Consider the following 18,570-nt stretch of genomic DNA (forward strand, 5'->3'; position numbering starts at 1 on the left):
GGCGTGTTCCTCTTTCGTTGTGATTGTTGGCGGTGACTGTCCGCAAGGTTTTAAAGTGTATACGCTCATTTTTTGAAATGGGAAGCCTGTCTTGGCAAATTTATTTTTTGGCCATATTTATCCTGTTTAACGCTATGTGGCTAGCAAATACTGGGAATGTTTCGATAGGTAACGTTGTGGTGCGCTGCTTGCAGTCTGTTCTTAATTCGGGTCTCATCGTTATTAAATGGCGTGTACGCTATAAAAATGCACTAGAGTGAAGCGCAGTGCCTGAACTTGGTGCAGGCCCACAGGAGACAGGAAAATGCCGGTAAGCGATTGCGAATTGACCCAGATGTTCGAGCACGTGTTGAAGCTGTCCAAGGTTGACCCGACCCAGAGCGTCGCCGTGCTCAAGAGCCATTACTCCGACCCGCGCACCGTGCGTGCCGCGATGGACGCTGCGCAGCGCCTGGGGGCCAAGGTGTATGCGGTGGAGTTGCCATCGTTCAACCATCCCAAGGCGATGGGCAACGACATGACCGCCTACTGCGGCGACACCGCACTCACCGGCAATATCGCCGCCCAGCGCGCCCTTGAGGCGGCGGACCTGATCGTCGACACCATGATGCTGCTGCACTCGCCGGAGCAGGAGCAGATCCTCAAGACCGGCACGCGCATCCTGCTGGCCGTGGAGCCGCCGGAAGTGCTGGCGCGCATGCTGCCCACCGAGGAAGACAAGGTGCGGGTGCTGGCAGCCGAGCAGTTGTTGAAGAAGGCACGTTCGATCCACGTCAAATCCCGCGCCGGCAGTGATTTCCGTGCCGCCCTGGGGCAATACCCCTCTGTGACCGAGTACGGCTTTGCCGATGAACCGGGGCGCTGGGACCACTGGCCTAGCGGCTTCCTGTTCTCCTGGCCCAACGAAGAAACCGCCGAGGGCGTGCTGGTGCTGGACATCGGCGACATCCTGCTGCCCTTCAAGACCTACACCCGCGAGAAGATCACCCTGGAAATCGAGAAGGGCTTCATCACGCAAATCCATGGAGGGTTCGAGGCCGAATACCTGCGTGACTACATGAAATACTTCAACGACCCCGAGGTGTACGGCATCTCCCATATCGGCTGGGGCCTGCAGCCACGGGCGCAGTGGACGGCCATGGGCCTGCACGACAAGAACGACGGCATGTGCATGGATGCGCGGGCGTTCTACGGCAATTTCCTGTTCTCCACCGGGCCGAACACCGAGGTCGGCGGGACACGCAAGACGCCGTGCCATATGGATATTCCGCTGCGTAATTGCGACGTGTACCTGGATGATGAGGCGGTTGTGATTGCGGGGGATGTGGTCGCCCCATCAGGCTCCCTGGCCCGCTGAGCCCTACCTCTGTAGGAGCGAGCTTGCTCGCGAAGAATGCACAGGCGCCGCGTTCATCCGGACCGCCCGCATTATCGTTGACGACCTTCGCGAGCAAGCTCGCTCCTACAGGGGTAATATGTTTCCCCGTCGCCAGCCACCCACCGAGCCCCGCCGTGCCTGATTCCTACGTCTTTTCTGAACAAGTTGGCCACCTGCTGCGCAAGGCCTACCAGCGCCACCTGGCGATCTTTCAGCAGAATGTCGGCGACTCCCAGCTAACCGCCGTGCAGTTCGTGACGCTGTGCGCACTGCGCGATCACGGTGCAAGTTCGCTGACCGAGTTGGTCAAGGCGACCGCCGTGGACCAGGCGACCATTCGCGGGATCGTCGAGCGGCTCAAGGCCAAGGAGCTGATCAGCCTGGAACCGGACCCGCAGGACAAGCGCAAGGTAGTGGTGGACCTGTCCCCGGCAGGCGCCGAACTGGTCGCCCAGACCGCTCCGCGCGCGGCGCAGATCAGTGAATTGACCATGAGCAATCTCAACCCGGCCGAACGGGTGGCGGTACTGTTCCTGTTGCGCAAGATGATTGACGATCCCCAGGACTGATTGGGGCAGGCGCGCATGCTGTGGTGAGCGCAGTTTTTGTGGCGCGCGGGCTTGTTGTGGTGAGCTGGATTGTTGTGGTGAGGGGGGATGTTGTGGTGAGCGGGCTTGCCCCGCGTTGGGTGGCGAAGCCGCCCCAATAATGCCGCCGCATTCTTCCAAATAAACCGCGGAGCCTGGTTTCGGGGCCGCTTCGCGCCCCAACGCGGGGCAAGCCCGCTCACCACAACAAGCTCGTTCACCACAACATCCCCATTCGCCACAACACCCCTTGGCACCGATCTTGCTCTAAGTTCATGTAGTAACCACTTCACCAGTCAAGTGTGTCGCGAGGCCCCAGGTCCGCGATGCTTTTTTTTGACTTTTTCATGTAGTGAGTACTTCACCAACTGTTACGGGCGAAGCACATGATCAGCCAGCACATCACAGTAGCGCTTGAGGTCAACGGGCAAAGGCGCGAAGTCAGCGCTATGGCGGACACACCGCTGTTGCTGGTGCTGCGCAATGACCTGGAACTCAATGGTCCCAAATATGGCTGTGGCCTGGGGGAGTGCGGTGCCTGCACCGTGATCATCGATGGGGTGGCGGCGCGCGCCTGTGTGTTTCCGTTGTCGGGGGCCGTGGGACGCGAGATTGTCACCCTCGAAGGCCTGGGCACGCGCCAGGCGCCGCACCCGGTGCAACAAGCCTTTATCGATGAGCAGGCCGCGCAATGTGGCTACTGCCTCAACGGCATGATCATGACCGCCAAGGCCTTGCTCGACCGTAACCCCAACCCCAGCGAAGCCCAGGTGCGCAACGAGCTGTCGGGCAACCTCTGCCGCTGCGGCACCCATATTGAAATCCTGCGCGCCGTGCTGCGTGCGGCCCGCCTGATGACCGTGGATTGATGACCATGCCGAACCTACCGCTTTCCCGTGACCAATGGCTGGCCAAGGCCTGCGTTTTGTTGATCGTCGATGAGGTGCTGCCGCCCTCGGGGCCGGTGGCCAAGGGCGGCACGCCCACGGTCAAGCCCAAGGAGCTGGGGCTGTTTATTGCGGTCAACGATGACGGCCTGGTGTATGCGTTCAACGGCCATGTGGACCTGGGCACCGGCATCCGTACGTCACTGGCGCAGGTCGTGGCCGAGGAACTGGACCTGGCGATGGAGCAGGTGCAGATGGTGCTTGGGGATACCGAGCGCGTGCCCAACCAGGGCGCGACCATTGCCAGCGCTACGTTGCAGATATCAGCAGTTCCCCTGCGCAACGCGGCCGCTGAAGCCCGACGTTTTCTGTTGGCGCGGGCAGCGGGACGCTGGGGCGTGAGCACCGCCAGCCTGAAAGTGGAGGCTGGCGTTATTCGAGCGCCGGACGGGCGCACCACCACCTATAGCGAACTGGTCAGCGGCCAGCACGACCAGCTGCGCATCAGCGGTGACGCGCCGTTAAAGGCCACTGCGGACTATCGCCTGGTGGGCAAGGGCGCCGCACGGGTGGATATCCCCGGCAAGGCCACTGGCGAACTGACCTACGTGCACGACATGCGCGTACCGGGCATGCTCCATGGACGGGTGATCCGCCCACCGTATGCGGGGCTCGATTGCGGCGATTTTGTCGGCAACAGCCTGTTGAGCGTGGATGAGTCCTCCATCGCCGATATTCCCGGCATTGTTGCGGTGGTGGTCATCCGCGATTTTGTCGGCGTGGTCGCGTTGCGTGAAGAGCAGGCGATCAAGGCTGCCAGCGCCTTGCAGGTGCATTGGAAGCCCTGGAACCACGCCTTGCCGGACATGAGTGATGTCGAGCAGGCCATCCGCGACAACCCTCGCGTGCGCCGCACCGTGCTTGACCAGGGCCATGTCGATGAAGCCCTGGCGGGTGCCAGCCAGCGCATGCCGCGCAGTTACCTGTGGCCGTACCAGATGCACGGCTCGATCGGCCCCTCCTGTGGCGTGGCGGATTACTCGCCGGCCGGCAGCCGGGTGTGGTCGGGCAGCCAGAACCCGCACCTGCTGCGCGCCGACCTGGCGTGGCTGCTGGAGTGTGATGAGGCGCTGATCGACGTGATCCGCATGGAAGCCGCCGGCTGTTATGGGCGCAATTGTGCGGATGATGTGTGTGCCGATGCTTTGCTGCTGTCCCGTGCAGTCGGCAAACCGGTGCGCGTGCAATTGACCCGTGAACAGGAACACCTGTGGGAGCCCAAGGGCACTGCGCAGTTGATGGATGTGGATGGCGGCCTCAACGCCGATGGCAGCATTGCCGCCTACGACTTTGAAACCAGTTACCCCTCCAACGGTGCGCCAACCCTGGCGTTGTTGCTGACCGGCCGCGTGGAACCGGTGGCGGCGATGTTCGAGATGGGCGACCGCACCTCGATTCCGCCCTACGACATCGACAACATGCGCGTGAGCATCAACGACATGGCGCCCCTTGTGCGCGCCTCGTGGATGCGCGGTGTGTCGGCGCTGCCCAACACCTTCGCCCACGAATCCTATATCGATGAATTGGCCTTCGCCGCCGGTGTCGACCCGGTGGAATACCGCCTGCGCTACCTCAAGGACGAACGCGCCATCGACCTGGTCAAATCCACCGCCGAACGCGCCAACTGGACGCCGCGCACCGCGCCGATGCAAACCGCCAATGAGGACCATCTGCTGCGTGGCCGGGGCTTTGCCTACGCGCGCTACATCCACAGCAAGTTTCCCGGTTTCGGCGCGGCCTGGGCGGCCTGGGTGGCGGACGTGGCCATCGACAAGCAGACTGGCGATGTGTCGGTGACCCGCGTGGTGATCGGCCATGACTCGGGGATGATGATCAACCCGGCCGGCGTGCAGCACCAGATCCACGGCAATGTGATCCAGTCCACCAGCCGTGTGCTGAAGGAGCGAGTGACCTTTGAGGAGTCGACGGTGGCGAGCAAGGAGTGGGGCGGCTATCCGATCCTGACCTTCCCTGAAGTACCGCAGATCGACGTGATGATGATGCCGCGCCAGGACCAGCCGCCGATGGGCGCCGGTGAGTCGGCGTCGGTGCCCAGTGCGGCGGCGATTGCCAATGCGATCTACGACGCCACCGGCATTCGGTTTCGCGAGTTGCCGATCACCCCGGAGCGCGTATTGGCGGCGCTGAATGCGGGCACCTTGGGCGAGCCGGCCAAGTCGCCGGAGAAACGGCGCAAATGGTGGTTCGGCGCGCTGTTCGCCACCCTGGGCGCGGTGTTGGCGACGGCCTGGCCCTTCCATAATGAAATCGCCCCGATTGCGCCGCCCAGCGCCGGCACCTGGTCCAAGGCCACCCTGGAGCGCGGGCGCTTACTCGCGGCAGTCGGTGATTGCGCGGTGTGCCATACGGCACCGGGCGGTGCGACCAATGCCGGTGGGCTGGCGATGGAAACCCCCTTCGGCACGCTGTACAGCAGCAATATCACTCCGGATGTGAAGACCGGAATCGGTGCCTGGTCGTACCCGGCGTTCGAGCGCGCGATGCGCGAGGGCATTGGCCGCGACGGGCGCAACCTGTACCCGGCATTTCCCTACACGGCGTTTCGCAATATCAACGATGCGGACATGCAGGCGCTGTATGCCTACCTGATGTCCCAGGCGCCGGTGAGCCAGGCGCCGACGCCGAATGCCATGCGCTTTCCGTTCAATATCCGGCCGTTGATGGCGGGGTGGAACGCGTTGAACCTGCGGCGTGGCGAAATCACCCCGCGGCCTGAACGTGGCGAGCAATGGAATCGCGGCAATTACCTGGTCAATGGCCTGGGGCATTGTGCGGCCTGTCATTCACCGCGCAATTGGATGGGCGCGGAGAAGGGCGGCAAGGCGTTCCTGGCGGGCGGCATGGTCGATGGCTGGGAGGCGCCAGCGTTGACAGGGCTGTCGAAGGCGCCGACGCCATGGACCGAAGATCAGTTGTTCACCTACTTGAGTACCGGCTATTCCGATGCCCATGGCGTGGCCGCAGGCCCGATGGGGCCGGTGGTGAGTGAGTTGTCGAAACTGCCCAAGGCGGATATTCGCGCCATGGCGGTGTACCTGGCATCGCTCAATGGCGAAGCCGCAGCCGAGGCCCAGGTGGCGGCCGCGGTCAGCGTGCCGAATCCCAATGGCCGACGCGTATTTGAAGGTTCATGCAAGGCCTGCCATGCCGATGGGCTGGGACCGAAGCTGTTTGGGGTGAGCCCGTCGCTGGCGACCAATACCAATGTGCACAGCGACCAGCCGGATAACCTGATCAAGGTGATTCTGCAAGGCATCAGTAACCCGGCGACCAAGGACCTGGGGTATATGCCGGGGTTCAAGGACAGTTTGTCGAACAGCCAGGTGGCGGATCTGGTGGCGTATCTGCGCGGGCAATTTGCGCCGAATGCGCCGCAGTGGAAGGGGGTGGAGCAGAAGGTGGCGCATCTGCGCGCCAACCCCGGTACCCATTGACGCAATGGGGTAAAACAGGTGGGAGGGGGCTTGCCCCCGATGGCGGTGGGTCAGCTAGACATAGGCTGGCTGATGTACCTGTATCGGGGGCAAGCCCCCTCCCACATTTTGATTGGGTGTTTACAGGGAGGGCGGGGTGACGCCACGTATCACTAAATCACTGATAAAACTCAGCCAATTCTGTTGCTGCCCTTTGTTCGCCAGGTCCTCACCGAGGAATGAGCTGAGGGTATGCCGGTTGGAGTTATAGAAGTAGCAGAGCGAGGCGATCATCAAGTACACGTGCTTGAGGTCGATATCCTGGCGAAACACGCCCTGGGCCTGGCCAGCTTCGATGATCGGCTTCAAGACGCCCACGGCTTCCCCGGACAACCTGCGCATCTCGCCGGATTGCTGGGCATGCTTGCCCTGGTGCAGGTTTTCGATGCTCAGGATCGCCACGAATTCCGGGTGCTTGACGTAGTAATTCCAGATAAACGCCACCAGGTCGCGCAGGGCCTGCTCCGGTGCGTCCAGGTCCAGCTTGAGCTTGCTTTCGGCTTTGTTGAACTGCTCATAGATGTGTTCCAGCACGCAGACGAACAGGTGTTCCTTGCTGCCGAAATAGTAATAAAGCATGCGGTCGTTGGAGTCGGCTTCCTTGGAAATGGTGTCGACACGCCCGCCGGAATAACCGTCACGGGTGAACACCTTGACCGCCGCCTGGAGGATGCGCGCGCGGGTCTGGTCGGCCTGTTGGGCGCGGATGCCGGTCTTCTTGATCACCATGTCAGAGCGCCTTGCAGGACAGTCAGGGCGCGAAATATAGCATGGGCTTTTTCACGTCCGTTCTATGACCGACAAGTTCTGTAATAAAAACGCCATTGCGCTGGGGATTAAACCCGCAACGGGCTATTTTGGTGCGTCTCAATAACTAGAGTAGCCATGGATGAAATACCAACCTTTCAGCCGTACCTTGATTGCCACAGCCCTGGTGTTGACCGTCAGTGGTGTGCAAGCCGCCTCCCAGGCCCCGGTGGCCGGTGAAAATGGCATGGTGGTAACGGCCCAGCATTTGGCAACTCATGTGGGTGTCGACGTACTCAAGGCCGGCGGTAATGCGGTCGACGCTGCCGTGGCCGTGGGCTATGCGCTGGCGGTGGTGTACCCGGCGGCGGGCAATCTGGGCGGCGGCGGTTTCATGACCGTGCAACTGGCGGACGGGCGCAAGACCTTCCTCGACTTCCGCGAAAAAGCCCCGTTGGCGGCCACCGCCGACATGTACCTGGACAAGGACGGCAACGTCATCGACGGCCTCAGCGCCAAGGGCCACCTGGCTGTCGGCGTGCCCGGCACCGTGTCGGGCATGGAGCTGGCGCTGAGCAAATACGGCACCCTCAAGCGTGCCCAGGTCATCGCCCCGGCGATCAAGCTGGCGGAAAACGGCTTTGCGCTGGAGCAGGGCGACATTGACCTGCTGCACACAGCCACCGGCGAGTTTGAAAAAGACAAGGACATGCGCGCAATCTTCCTGCACAACGGCCAGCCGATGCAGGTCGGCCAGAAGTTGGTGCAGAAGGACCTGGCCAAGACCCTCAAGGAAATCTCGGCCAAGGGCAGCGACGGTTTCTATAAAGGCTGGGTGGCCAAGGCGCTGGTGGATTCCAGCCAGGCCGGCAAGGGCATCATCACCCAGGCCGACCTCGACAAGTACAAGACCCGCGAACTGGCGCCTATCGAGTGCGACTACCGTGGCTACCATGTCGTTTCGGCACCGCCTCCCAGCTCGGGCGGCGTGGTGATCTGCCAGATCATGAACATCCTCGAAGGCTACCCGATGGCCGACCTGGGCTATCACTCGGCCCAGGGTCTGCACTACCAGATTGAGGCCATGCGCCACGCCTATGTGGACCGCAACAGCTACCTCGGTGACCCGGACTTCGTGAAGAACCCGATCGAACACCTGCTGGACAAAAACTACGCGGCCAAACTGCGTGACGCCATCGAGCCGCAAAAAGCCGGTGACTCCCAGGCGATCAAGCCAGGTGTGTCGCCCCATGAAGGCAACAACACCACTCACTACTCCATCGTCGATAAGTGGGGCAACGCGGTGTCCGTCACCTACACCCTCAACGACTGGTTCGGTGCGGGCGTGATGGCGAGCAAGACCGGGGTGATCCTCAACGATGAAATGGACGACTTCACCGTCAAGGTCGGCGTGCCGAACATGTACGGCCTGGTCCAGGGTGAAGCCAACGCCATCGCACCGGGCAAGGCGCCGCTGTCGTCGATGAGCCCGACCATCGTGACCAAGGACGGCAAGGCCGTGATGGTCGTCGGTACGCCAGGTGGCAGCCGCATCATTACCGCGACCTTGCTGACTATCCTGAATGTCATCGACTACAAGATGAACATCCAGGAAGCCGTGGACGCGCCGCGTTTCCACCAGCAGTGGATGCCGGAAACCACCAACCTCGAGCGGTTTGCAGTGAGCCCGGACACCCAGAAGATCCTCGAAAGCTGGGGTCACAAGTTTGCCGGGCCGCAGGATGCCAACCACTTGGCGGCGATCTTGGTCGGCGCACCGTCGCTGGATGGCAAGCCGGTGGGTAACAACCGCTTCTATGGGGCGAATGACCCGCGTCGCAATACCGGCCTGTCCCTGGGTTACTAAACGCTGTAGCTCACTGTAGGAGCGAGCTTGCACGCGAAGAACGTCAACGATAACGCGGGCGTTCTGGATTATCGCGGTGCCCTTGCGTTTTTCGCGAGCAAGCTCGCTCCTACAGTAGCTTCTCTACCGCAGCAAACGCCGCCGTTCGGCGCGCTTGCCAATCCCCTCGTATCACCAGCACCGCCTGTTGATGCTGCTGCATCCACTCCAGGCTGCACTGGAAAAACGCCTGGCGGTCGGCCAGGTCCGGCTGGCAGCGCTGGCCGTCGGCGGTCCATTCCACATCGTCCGGCGAGAGCAGCAGGTGCAGGTCGTAGTGGCGGGCCAGCAGTTCGCTGTCGAGCCAGGCGGGGTAGTCGCCGAACAGGGTCTGGCTCCAGAGTTTGTTGGTCAGCAGGTGCGTGTCGAGGATCAGCAGTTCGGGCTGCCGGGCGCGGGCGGCGTCTTCCCAGGCCAGTTGACCACGGGCAATGGCCGGGATGTCGGCCAGGGTGGTGTCGCGCTGATGGTGATCGATGAAATGGCGTACGTATTCACCGACCATCAACCCGCCGAAATGCGCTTGCAACTCTGCCGCCAGCCAGCTTTTGCCGCTGGATTCCGGGCCGGCCAGTACCACCACCTTCATGCGTGCAACGCCGGGTCGGCGCGCCATTCACGCCAGCCTTGCACGGCAATCACGGTGAATAGCGCGTAGAGCGCGGCGGTAAGGTAGAGGCCTTTGTAGAGGAACAACCCGACGAAGATCACATCCACGGCGATCCACAGTGGCCAGCACTGCACGCGCTTCTGTGCCATCCACATCTGCGCCACCAGGCTGAAGCCGGTGAGGGCGGCGTCGAGCCAGGGCTGCGCGGCATCGGTCCAGTGGGCCATGGCAGCGCCGAGCAGCAGGCTGCCCACCGCACCCACGGCCAGGCTGGCGATGATCGCCGGCACTCCCAGGCTGGTGACCTGGCGTCCTTGCTTGACCTCGCCGGCGCGGGTCCACTGCCACCACCCGTAGACCTGCAGCGCGGCGTAGACCACCTGCAAAAGCATGTCGGAATAGAGCTTTACGTCGAAGAACACCCAGGTGTACAGCAACACCATCACCAGCCCGATTGGCCAGCACCAGGGGTTTTGCTTGACCGTCAGCCATACCGCGATCACCCCGAGGGCGGCGGCGAACAGTTCAAGCCCGGACATGGTGGTTCCTTGGGAAAGTTGGAGAGGGCGGGGATTGTAACCAAAGAAGATTGGCGTAGGCATTATCTCTGTAATGAACGGGCTTGTCGTGGCGAGCGGGCTTGCCCCGCGTTGGGCTGCGTAGCAGCCCTGAAATCCGGCACCGCCTACTGTCAGGCAGTACGCGGCGTATTTATTGGGGCTGCTGCGCAGCCCAGCGCGGGGCAAGCCCGCTCACCACAACAAGCGGGCTCGCCAGAAGCGGCATCAGACTTTGAATTGGCGCAACAGGCCGTCAAGCTGTTCACTCAGGCCACGCAACTGCGCACTCGCCACACTCGACTGCTCCGCCGCCAGCGCCGTGCTGTGGGACAAACCCGCCGCCTGGGTAACGTTCTGGTTGATGTCTTCCACCACATGGGCCTGCTGCAGCGTCGCACTGGCAATCGAGGCGTTGAGGCCGTTGAGGTTGCGCAGCGCCTGGCCGATGGCGGTCAGGCTGGCCCCGGCCTGGCCGGCTTGCTCGATGGTCAGTTGCGAGGCGCTGTGGCTGTCGCTGATCACCTTGACCGCGGCCTCCGAGTGGCCTTGCAGGCGCTCGATCATGCCCTGGATCTCGGCGGTGGACTTTTGTGTGCGCTGGGCCAGCAGCCGCACTTCATCGGCCACCACCGCAAAGCCACGGCCTTGCTCGCCGGCGCGGGCTGCCTCGATCGCGGCGTTGAGGGCCAGCAGGTTGGTCTGGTCGGCAATCGAGCGGATCACTTCGAGCACGCTGCCGATCTGGGTGCTTTCGGCGGACAGGGTGCGGATCACCTCCACCGCCTGGCTGATGGTGCCGGAGAGCTGGTCGATCTGCTGCAGGCTGCCGTCGATATTGACCTGGCCTTGCTGCGCCTGGGCCTGGGCGTCGCGCATTTCGCTGGCGGCGTGTTCGGCGTTCTTGGCCACGTCCTGCACGCCGTAGGTGACTTGGTTGATGGCGGTGGCCACCAGTTCCATCTGCTGGGACTGTTGCTGGCTGCGATCATGGGCCTGGGTCGCATTGGTGCCCAGTTCCTGGGACGACTGGCCCAGGGCGTTGGCGCATTCCTGCAACTGGCTGACCACCTGGCGCAGCTTGGCGGTGAAGCTGTTGAAGTGCCGGGCCAGTTGGGTGACTTCGTCCTGGCCGTGGGTGTCGAGGCTGCGGGTCAGGTCGCTTTCGCCGCTGGCGATGTTGCCCATGGCGTTCACCGCGTCCTGCAACGGGCGCACGATGCTGCGGGCGATCAGCGCCACCAGCAACGCCATGAGCACCGCGATACCCAGGCCGATAAACGAGGCTTTCCACACCTGGCCGCTGAACTCGGCCTGCACATCGTCCACGTACACGCCGGAACCGATGATCCAGCCCCACGGCTCGAACAGTTGGATGTACGAGGTCTTGGCCACCGGCGCTTCGGCACCGGGTTTTGGCCAGCGATAGTTGACGATGCCGGCGCCCTTGGCCTTGGCCAGGCTCACGAATTCGTTGAACACCGCAAACCCGTCGGGGTCGCGGATGGCCGAGAGGTTCTGGCCGTCGAGCTTGGGGTTGGCCGGGTGCATGATCATCACGGGCGTGAGGTCGTTGATCCAAAAGTAGTCGTCATGGTCGTAGCGCAAACCGCGCACGGCACTCAGGGCTTGTTTCTGGGCCGCTTCGCGGGTCATCACACCAGTGGTTTCGAGGCCGTGATAAAACGTCAGGATCCCGCTGGCGGTCTGCACCACGTGTTGGGTCTGTTGGCGCTTGGCCTGGTAAAGGTCGCCGTGGATCTGCTTGAGCATCAGCAAACCCAGGGCCAGCAGCATCAGCACGGCGACTATCAGGATCAGCCAGAGACGCCGGCTGATCGACATATTGCGCAAACTGTTCATCGTCCTGTCACTCCGTGCTTTTTATAATTGTGGGCGCCGCATCGACTTTTCCGCCTTGTCTGATAGGCTTTCGGCCTGTATTCGGAAAACCTGAATACTGTCTGATTTTTCACAAGATTTTTGCGTGCCGGGGTTGAGAATCAGCCCCGGGTCTTGTCGTCAGTGAACCATTAAAAAGATCAACAAGGCTTGCCATAGAGCAAGACCTTTGGGGGAAGCATGGATTTTTGGACCGCCATACAGGCATTGATTCTTGGCGTTGTGGAGGGGTTGACCGAGTTCCTGCCGATTTCCAGCACCGGCCACCAGATCATCGTTGCCGACTTGATCGGCTTCGGCGGCGAGCGTTTCGAGGCCTTCAACATCATCATCCAGCTGGGTGCGATCCTCGCCGTGGTCTGGGAGTTTCGCCGCAAGATCCTCGACGTGGTCATCGGTTTGCCGAGCCAGCGCAATGCCCAGCGCTTTACGGTCAACCTGATCATTGCCGTGTTGCCGGCAGTGGTATTGGGGGTGATCTTCGCCGACCTGATCAAGCACTACCTGTTCAACCCGATCACCGTGGCGACCGCCCTGGTGGTCGGCGGCATCATCATGTTGTGGGCCGAGCGGCGCCAGCACCGGACCCACGCCGAGTCCGTTGACGAGATCACCTGGAAAGATGCGATCAAGATCGGCTTCGCCCAGTGCCTGGCCATGATCCCCGGCACTTCGCGCTCCGGTGCGACCATCATTGGCGGCCTGCTGTTCGGCCTGTCGCGCAAGACCGCGACCGAGTTTTCGTTCTTCCTGGCCATGCCGACCATGGTCGGTGCTGCGCTGTATTCGGGCTACAAGTACCGTGACCTGTTCCAGCCGGCGGATTTCCCGGTGTTCGCCATCGGCTTCGTGACCTCGTTCATCTTCGCGATGATCGCGGTCAAGGGCTTGCTCAAGTTCATCGCCAGCCACAGCTATGCGGCATTTGCCTGGTACCGGATTGCGTTCGGCCTGCTGATCCTGGCGACCTGGCAGTTCGGCTGGATCGACTGGACGGCGGTCAAGCCTTGAACATCCAGTATCCGCGCTTGAAGGCGGCGATCTTTATAGTGTTGTGCGCGGCGCCGTTGATAGGGGCCGCGCTGGCCTGGTATCGCGGCGAGACGCTGATCCCGCTGGCGGCCTATGGCGTGGTCAGCGTGATCGCGTTTTTCCTGTACTGGAGCGACAAGCGCAAGGCGCAGACCGACCGCTGGCGTACCCCGGAAAACATCCTGCACGCCGTGGAGCTGGCGGGCGGCTGGCCGGGGGCGTTGATTGCCCAGCAGGTGTTTCGGCACAAGACGCGCAAGGTGTCTTACCAGGTGCTGTTCTGGGTGATCGTGTTGCTGCATGAGGTGTTCTGGCTGGACCAGTTGTTCCTCGGCGGCACTTTGCTCTCAGTCCTCTAGCAGCAATCCGACCTGCGTGCGCTTGGGCAACTTGCTCACTACCAACTGGTGGGAGCGTTGCAATAAGCCACGCAGTTCTTCGGCGCCCAGCGGGTAGGGCGTGTTCATGATGATCCACTGCGCTCGTGCCAGGTACGGCGCCGGGTGGATGCCCGGGCGGTCCACATGGCCCAGGAACAGTTCCTTGTCGACCTTGAACGCCAGCGAGTCACCGCGCAGGTTTTGCAGGGCGAACATCTTGTTGCCGGCAATCGAGAACACCCGCACGCCACCCCATTTGTAGTCTTCGCGCGCGCCGGGCAGTGCCAGGCAGAACGCCGCGACTTGTGCTTCGGTCATCTTCATAGCAAGCGGTCTCCACAGCCTTTGAAGCCTTCCTCAAGGTAGTCGATCCAAGCCCGGATCGCCGGCAGCACGCCGCGCCGATGCGGGTAGACCGCCTGCAGCCAACCGCCGGGCAACGACCATTCGGGCAGCAGTTGCACCAATCGGCCGTTCGCCAGTTCCTCTTCGCAGTACATCATCGGCAGTACGGTAAAGCCCAGGCCCATGATGGCGCTGGCTTTGCGCACGATAAAGTCGTCGATACCCAGGCGGGCTTCCATCGCCAGGTCGTGGGCGTTGCCCTGGGGGTCGAGAATGCGTTGATGCACCAGGCGGTCCGCCTCCAGCGCGCCGAGAATCGGCAACTGCTTGAGGTCATCCAGGGTCGCGACCTGGCGCCCGAGCATCAGTGCGGGGCTGGCCACCAGCACGGTCTGGGCCTGGCGCAGGCGTTTGGTCACCAACAGCGGGTCTTCATCGCCGAGTTCGCGCACGCGCAAGGCCACGTCGATGCCTTCGGCCACCAGGTCGACGCGGCGGTTGACCAGGGTCATCTCCAACTGCACCTGAGGGTGGGCGGCAAGAAAACCGGCGACCAGCTCCGGCAGGATGTGCTGGGCCATGCCCACCGGGCAGCTCACCCGCAGTCGCCCACGGGGCTCGCTGGACATGCTGGCCACGGCCTCATCGGCCATTTCCGCTTCCAGCAGCATCGCCTGGCAATGACGCAGGTAGCGCTCGCCGACAGCGGTGAGGGTAAGTTGGCGGGTGGTGCGTTGCAGCAGGCGCGCGCCGAGGCGCTCTTCCAGCTCGGCGATACGCCGTGACAGCCGCGACTTGGGAATCCCCAGCAGCCGGCCGGCGGCGGCGAAACCGCCGGCTTCGACGACTTTGGCGAAATAGTAGAGGTCGTTGAGGTCTTGCATGATCCGCCTCGGGGGGAACTGTAGGAGCGAGCTTGCTCGCGAAAAACGTCAACGATAACGCAGCGCACCGGGTTTATCGCGGTGTTCTCGGGATTTTCGCGAGCAAGCTCGCTCCTACAGGTGTGCAGCGAGCGTTAGAACTGCGCGCCTGCCATCAACACATACTTCACCTGCACGTACTCTTCGATCCCGTAGTAGCTGCCTTCACGGCCATACCCGGACTGCTTGATCCCGCCAAACGGCACCGAGGCAGTGCCGACCGACCCTGAGTTGAGAATCACCATGCCAGCCTCCAACTGGCGCGACAGGCGCAACGAGCGCCCCAGTGCGCTGGTGTAGGCATAGGCGACCAGGCCGAATTCCGTCTGGTTGGCGCGGGCGATCACTTCTGCTTCGTCCTTGAACGAGTAGATGGCGAACACCGGCCCGAAGATCTCCTCGGTGGCCAGGGGGGAGTCGTCCTGCAAGCCGGTCAATATCGTCGGCTCGTAGAACAGGCCGTCCTTGGCGTGGGGTTTGCCGCCCATAAGCACGCTGGCTCCGGCAGCCTTGGCGGCCTCCACCAGGCGCACGACCTTGTCAAAACCCGCTTGATTGACCAGCGGGCCGACCACAAAGCCTTCACGCAGGCCCTGGTCCACTTCGATCTCGGCCACGGCGTGCTTCACGCGCGTGATGAAGTCGTCGAGGATGCTGTGCTGCACAAAGATCCGGTTCGGCGAGATGCATACCTGGCCGGAGTTGCGCAGCTTGGCACCGACCAGCCCCTTCACCGCCTCATCCAGGTTGGCGTCCTGGAACACGATAAACGGCGCATTGCCGCCCAATTCCAGGGTCATCTTCTTGATGCTCGCCGCGCATTGTGCGGCGAGCAATTTGCCAACGCCGGTGGAGCCGGTAAACGAGATTTTGCGGATGCGCGGGTCGCTCGTGAGGATCAGGCCGATCGCCTTGGGATCGCCCACTACAACCTCCAGCACGCCTTCCGCGATCCCGGCTTTGCGGGCGTATTCGAGCAATTTGAACGCGGTGAGCGGCGTATCCTCGGCAGGCTTGATCACCATGGTGCAACCGGCGGCCAGGGCCGTGGCGACCTTGCGGGTGATCATCATGAACGGGAAATTCCATGGGGTGATCGCGGCGACCGGGCCGATGGCTTCCTTGGTCACCAGCACATTGGCGTTGCGGTCATGGGTGGGGATCGTGTCGCCGTACACGCGTTTGGCCTCTTCGGCATACCACTCGATAAAACCCAGGCCGTAGTCGATCTCGCCACGGGCTTCACTGAGGCATTTGCCGTTTTCGCGGCAGAGCAATTCGGCGAAGGCTTCCTTGTCGGCCTTGACCGCGTCGTGCCAGCGGCGCAGGAGGTCGCTGCGCTCCTTGGCCAGCCTGGAGGACCATGCGGGAAAGGCGGCGCAGGCACGGTCGACGGCGGCCTTGACCTGGCTGGTGGTGTTCTGGGCGACGCGGCCGACTTCTTCACCGGTAGCAGGGTTGTAGACGATAAGCATGGGGAATCTCCGAGGGCTGAAAGTGCTGTTTCAGGCTACGCAGAGACAGTGTTTGAGCGAATATCCATTCCAATGTGCTGATTGCCTATTCCTATGAGGACGTAGCGTGGATGTGGATTGCGCGTTACCGTGGCACTTTGCACAGAGGCCCGGATCCATGGACCGTACAGACAGAATCGTCGCGCTGATGGACACCCTGGCGCCTGTCGAGGGCTATAACCTGAGCGCACTGGACGACGTGCGCTTCCTGCGCTCCAACCGCCCGTTGCAGCGTGTGCCGGTGCTGTACGACCCCGGCATCGTGATTGTCTGCCAGGGGCGCAAGCGCGGATATCTGGGGGATGAGGTTTACCTGTACGACGCCCAGCACTATTTGGTGGTGTCAGTGCCGGTGCCGTTCACCATGGAGACCGACGCCAGTGAAGCCGAGCCGATGCTGGGGGTGTATCTGCGCCTGGACTTCACCCTCGCGGCGGAGCTGATGGTGGCGCTGGATGAGTTTCCGGCGCTGGTCGACGCCAAGCCGCGCGGCATGTATTCATCGCCCATGGATGACTTGCTCGGTGAGTCGTTGTTGCGCTTCCTGCAAGCCATGCGTACGCCGATGGACGCGCACATCCTCGGCCCGGCGCTGATGCGCGAAATCTACTACCGGATCCTCACGGGCGAGCAGGGCGGTTCGATGCGCGCCGCGTTGAATCGCCAGGGGCAGTTCGGCAAGGTGGCGCGGGCGATTCGCAAGATCCATGGGTGTTATGCCCAGCATCTGGACGTGGAGGCGTTGGCCCGGGAGGCGATGATGAGTGTGCCGAGCTTTCACGCGCATTTCCGCACGGTCACCGACACCTCGCCAATGCAGTACCTCAAGTCCACGCGTCTGCACCAGGCGCGTTTGCTGATGCTGCGCAGCGATATCACCGCCGCCACGGCGAGTGCCAAGGTCGGCTATGAAAGCGCGTCGCAGTTCAGTCGCGAGTTCAAACGCTTCTTCGGGCGCACGCCCCAGGCAGAAATCCAGTGGATGAAACGCACCTATGCGTTGCCGGCGCCTACGTCGGCGTCGATATACGTGTCGTCCCATTGAGCAGGGTCAGCAGCAGCGCCAACCCGGCGAATGCTGCGCCGGTCAGCGCCTGTCCTTGCCAGCCGTAGTGCGCTGAGGCAAAGGCGCCGCTGGCCGAGCCCAGGGCGCCTCCGATGAAGTAGACCACCATGAAAACGGTGTTCAGGCGGCTGGTGGCGGCCGGCTCCAGGGCCAGCACGCGGGTCTGATTGGCGAGCTGGTTGATGCGGTTGCCGAGGTCGAGGAAGGTCGCCGCGATCAGGATCGGCCACCACCAGCCCTGGGGGCCGAACAGGTAGATCAGCACGAAGGCCGCCAGCACGGTAGTAATACCGAGCCATTCCAGCAAACCGCCGTGGCGCCGAGTCTGCCGGCCGATGGTCGAGGCGCAGAGAATGCCGACGATGGCGGACAACCCGAGCAGGCCCGCCTGGGCGCTGGAGAACCCGTAGGGTGCCGCGGCCAGCAGCGCGGCCATTGAGCCCCAGAACACGTTCAGCGCACCAAATACCAGCGCAGCCTTGATCGCCGATTGACGCAGGGCGGGGTACTGCGTCGCCAGGCCCCACAGGGACTTGAGCAAGGCCCCGTAGGCCAGTTTGCTGGTGGAGACCGAGGCGGGCATGCGCGTCAGGATCGCCATGAACAGCAGCACATCCAGTGCGGCGGCGAGGGCGAACATGCCGCGCCAGCCCAGCCAGCCGCTGACCACGCCGCTCACGGTACGCGCCAGCAGGCCACCGGCGGACAGGCCGCTGACCATCAGGCCAAGCACCGCACCTTTTTGCGTGGGGTCACTGAGGTCGGACGCGGCGGGGATGATCACTTGGGCGCTGATACCCGAGAGGCCCAGCAGCACGCTCGCCACCAGCAACCCGGCATAGGAGGGTGCGGTGGCCGAGGCCAGCAGGCTGGCAAAGTTCAGGCACAACACCGCAAGAATCAAGGTGCGACGGCTGATGCGGTCGCCCAGCGGTACAAACAGCAACAGCCCGCAGGCGTAACCCAACTGCGTGAGCATCGCGATCTGCCCGACATGGGCGGTGGACACCCCAAATGTGTCCGCAATCAGCGGCAGCATGGCCTGGTTGTAGTAAATCGTGGCGACCGAAAACCCGCAGCAGATGGCGAGTATCAGGGTCAGGCCCTTGGTCAGGGCAGGGGCGTGTGGCTGCATGGCGGGCTCAATGGTGATCGCAATGGCGGCGAGAATGCAGCGAAGCT

The 18,570-nt window shown here is 62.7% G+C and carries 16 protein-coding genes; 8 read left to right on the forward strand and 8 right to left on the reverse strand.

Going from position 1 to position 18,570, the window contains the following annotated elements:
• Positions 1 to 304 precede the first annotated feature (304 nt).
• The 4 genes from BLR69_RS04970 (at position 305) to BLR69_RS04985 (ending at position 6,367) form a co-directional block, all read left to right on the forward strand.
• Positions 305 to 1,357, forward strand: a complete 1,053-nt coding sequence (locus tag BLR69_RS04970) for a 2,5-dihydroxypyridine 5,6-dioxygenase (RefSeq protein ID WP_071495800.1) — start codon at positions 305 to 307, stop codon at positions 1,355 to 1,357.
• A gap of 155 nt (positions 1,358 to 1,512) precedes the next feature.
• Positions 1,513 to 1,947 (forward strand): MarR family winged helix-turn-helix transcriptional regulator, encoded by a 435-nt coding sequence (locus tag BLR69_RS04975; protein ID WP_010210647.1) that lies wholly within the window; start codon positions 1,513 to 1,515, stop codon positions 1,945 to 1,947.
• A gap of 404 nt (positions 1,948 to 2,351) precedes the next feature.
• Complete coding sequence (locus BLR69_RS04980; RefSeq protein ID WP_071495799.1) at positions 2,352 to 2,834, forward strand: (2Fe-2S)-binding protein; 483 nt, start codon at positions 2,352 to 2,354, stop codon at positions 2,832 to 2,834.
• Positions 2,834 to 6,367, forward strand: a complete 3,534-nt coding sequence (locus BLR69_RS04985; RefSeq protein ID WP_134434920.1) for a molybdopterin cofactor-binding domain-containing protein — start codon at positions 2,834 to 2,836, stop codon at positions 6,365 to 6,367. The genes BLR69_RS04980 and BLR69_RS04985 overlap by 1 nt, the downstream gene beginning before the upstream one ends.
• A 120-nt stretch (positions 6,368 to 6,487) precedes the next feature.
• Here BLR69_RS04985 and BLR69_RS04990 read toward each other — a convergent pair whose 3' ends face one another.
• Entirely contained in the window at positions 6,488 to 7,135 is a 648-nt protein-coding gene (locus BLR69_RS04990) for a TetR/AcrR family transcriptional regulator (protein ID WP_071495798.1), read from the reverse strand.
• A 160-nt stretch (positions 7,136 to 7,295) separates the two neighbouring features.
• Here BLR69_RS04990 and ggt point away from each other — a divergent pair, with 160 nt between their 5' ends.
• Positions 7,296 to 9,020: a gamma-glutamyltransferase gene (gene ggt, locus BLR69_RS04995; protein ID WP_071488448.1), complete on the forward strand. Its 1,725-nt coding sequence runs from the start codon at positions 7,296 to 7,298 to the stop codon at positions 9,018 to 9,020.
• 109 nt (positions 9,021 to 9,129) lie between these two features.
• On the opposite strand, the gene BLR69_RS05000 is transcribed toward ggt, so the two are convergent.
• The 3 genes from BLR69_RS05000 to BLR69_RS05010 form a co-directional block, all read right to left on the reverse strand.
• The gene (locus tag BLR69_RS05000) at positions 9,130 to 9,648 is read right to left on the reverse strand and encodes an AAA family ATPase (RefSeq protein ID WP_071495797.1); all 519 of its coding nucleotides are present in this window, start codon (positions 9,646 to 9,648) and stop codon (positions 9,130 to 9,132) included.
• A complete protein-coding gene (pnuC, locus tag BLR69_RS05005) occupies positions 9,645 to 10,208 on the reverse strand; it encodes a nicotinamide riboside transporter PnuC (protein WP_071495796.1) in 564 nt (187 codons plus the stop codon). The genes BLR69_RS05000 and pnuC overlap by 4 nt, the downstream gene beginning before the upstream one ends.
• 246 nt (positions 10,209 to 10,454) lie before the next feature.
• Positions 10,455 to 12,089: a methyl-accepting chemotaxis protein gene (locus BLR69_RS05010; protein WP_071495795.1), complete on the reverse strand. Its 1,635-nt coding sequence runs from the start codon at positions 12,087 to 12,089 to the stop codon at positions 10,455 to 10,457.
• A 219-nt stretch (positions 12,090 to 12,308) separates the two neighbouring features.
• Between BLR69_RS05010 and BLR69_RS05015 the strand changes: the two genes are divergently transcribed.
• Together BLR69_RS05015 and BLR69_RS05020 are read left to right on the forward strand one after the other, a co-directional pair.
• Complete coding sequence (locus BLR69_RS05015; RefSeq protein ID WP_071495794.1) at positions 12,309 to 13,139, forward strand: undecaprenyl-diphosphate phosphatase; 831 nt, start codon at positions 12,309 to 12,311, stop codon at positions 13,137 to 13,139.
• Positions 13,136 to 13,519 (forward strand): DUF1294 domain-containing protein, encoded by a 384-nt coding sequence (locus tag BLR69_RS05020; protein ID WP_071495793.1) that lies wholly within the window; start codon positions 13,136 to 13,138, stop codon positions 13,517 to 13,519. Before BLR69_RS05015 ends, BLR69_RS05020 begins: the two co-directional genes overlap by 4 nt.
• Here BLR69_RS05020 and BLR69_RS05025 read toward each other — a convergent pair.
• From BLR69_RS05025 to BLR69_RS05035, 3 genes are all read right to left on the reverse strand, one after another.
• A complete protein-coding gene (locus BLR69_RS05025) occupies positions 13,508 to 13,864 on the reverse strand; it encodes an MmcQ/YjbR family DNA-binding protein (protein WP_071495792.1) in 357 nt (118 codons plus the stop codon). The two genes, BLR69_RS05020 and BLR69_RS05025, sit on opposite strands and share 12 nt — an antisense overlap.
• Entirely contained in the window at positions 13,861 to 14,769 is a 909-nt protein-coding gene (locus tag BLR69_RS05030; protein ID WP_071495791.1) for a LysR substrate-binding domain-containing protein, read from the reverse strand. Before BLR69_RS05030 ends, BLR69_RS05025 begins: the two co-directional genes overlap by 4 nt.
• Before the next feature lie 134 nt (positions 14,770 to 14,903).
• Entirely contained in the window at positions 14,904 to 16,283 is a 1,380-nt protein-coding gene (locus BLR69_RS05035; RefSeq protein WP_071495790.1) for an NAD-dependent succinate-semialdehyde dehydrogenase, read from the reverse strand.
• A gap of 157 nt (positions 16,284 to 16,440) precedes the next feature.
• On the opposite strand from BLR69_RS05035, the gene BLR69_RS05040 reads away from it, so the two are divergent.
• The gene (locus tag BLR69_RS05040; protein ID WP_071495789.1) at positions 16,441 to 17,367 is read left to right on the forward strand and encodes an AraC family transcriptional regulator; all 927 of its coding nucleotides are present in this window, start codon (positions 16,441 to 16,443) and stop codon (positions 17,365 to 17,367) included.
• Here the strand turns inward: BLR69_RS05040 and BLR69_RS05045 are convergent.
• Positions 17,333 to 18,523 (reverse strand): MFS transporter, encoded by a 1,191-nt coding sequence (locus BLR69_RS05045; RefSeq protein WP_071495788.1) that lies wholly within the window; start codon positions 18,521 to 18,523, stop codon positions 17,333 to 17,335. The two genes, BLR69_RS05040 and BLR69_RS05045, sit on opposite strands and share 35 nt — an antisense overlap.
• Between the last annotated feature and the right edge of the window lie 47 nt (positions 18,524 to 18,570).

This window comes from Pseudomonas azotoformans, from assembly GCF_900103345.1.
In the GTDB taxonomy this organism is placed as follows: Bacteria; Pseudomonadota; Gammaproteobacteria; order Pseudomonadales; family Pseudomonadaceae; genus Aquipseudomonas; species Aquipseudomonas azotoformans.

Coding starts and splice junctions, on each gene's coding strand:
- BLR69_RS04970 (WP_071495800.1), top strand. CDS start 305: ATGCCGGTAAGCGATTGCGAATTGACCCAGATGTTCGAGCACGTGTTG.
- BLR69_RS04980 (WP_071495799.1), top strand. CDS start 2,352: ATGATCAGCCAGCACATCACAGTAGCGCTTGAGGTCAACGGGCAAAGG.
- BLR69_RS04985 (WP_134434920.1), top strand. CDS start 2,834: ATGACCATGCCGAACCTACCGCTTTCCCGTGACCAATGGCTGGCCAAG.
- BLR69_RS04990 (WP_071495798.1), bottom strand. CDS start 7,135: ATGGTGATCAAGAAGACCGGCATCCGCGCCCAACAGGCCGACCAGACC.
- ggt (WP_071488448.1), top strand. CDS start 7,296: ATGAAATACCAACCTTTCAGCCGTACCTTGATTGCCACAGCCCTGGTG.
- BLR69_RS05000 (WP_071495797.1), bottom strand. CDS start 9,648: ATGAAGGTGGTGGTACTGGCCGGCCCGGAATCCAGCGGCAAAAGCTGG.
- pnuC (WP_071495796.1), bottom strand. CDS start 10,208: ATGTCCGGGCTTGAACTGTTCGCCGCCGCCCTCGGGGTGATCGCGGTA.
- BLR69_RS05010 (WP_071495795.1), bottom strand. CDS start 12,089: ATGAACAGTTTGCGCAATATGTCGATCAGCCGGCGTCTCTGGCTGATC.
- BLR69_RS05015 (WP_071495794.1), top strand. CDS start 12,309: ATGGATTTTTGGACCGCCATACAGGCATTGATTCTTGGCGTTGTGGAG.
- BLR69_RS05025 (WP_071495792.1), bottom strand. CDS start 13,864: ATGAAGATGACCGAAGCACAAGTCGCGGCGTTCTGCCTGGCACTGCCC.
- BLR69_RS05030 (WP_071495791.1), bottom strand. CDS start 14,769: ATGCAAGACCTCAACGACCTCTACTATTTCGCCAAAGTCGTCGAAGCC.
- BLR69_RS05035 (WP_071495790.1), bottom strand. CDS start 16,283: ATGCTTATCGTCTACAACCCTGCTACCGGTGAAGAAGTCGGCCGCGTC.
- BLR69_RS05040 (WP_071495789.1), top strand. CDS start 16,441: ATGGACCGTACAGACAGAATCGTCGCGCTGATGGACACCCTGGCGCCT.
- BLR69_RS05045 (WP_071495788.1), bottom strand. CDS start 18,523: ATGCAGCCACACGCCCCTGCCCTGACCAAGGGCCTGACCCTGATACTC.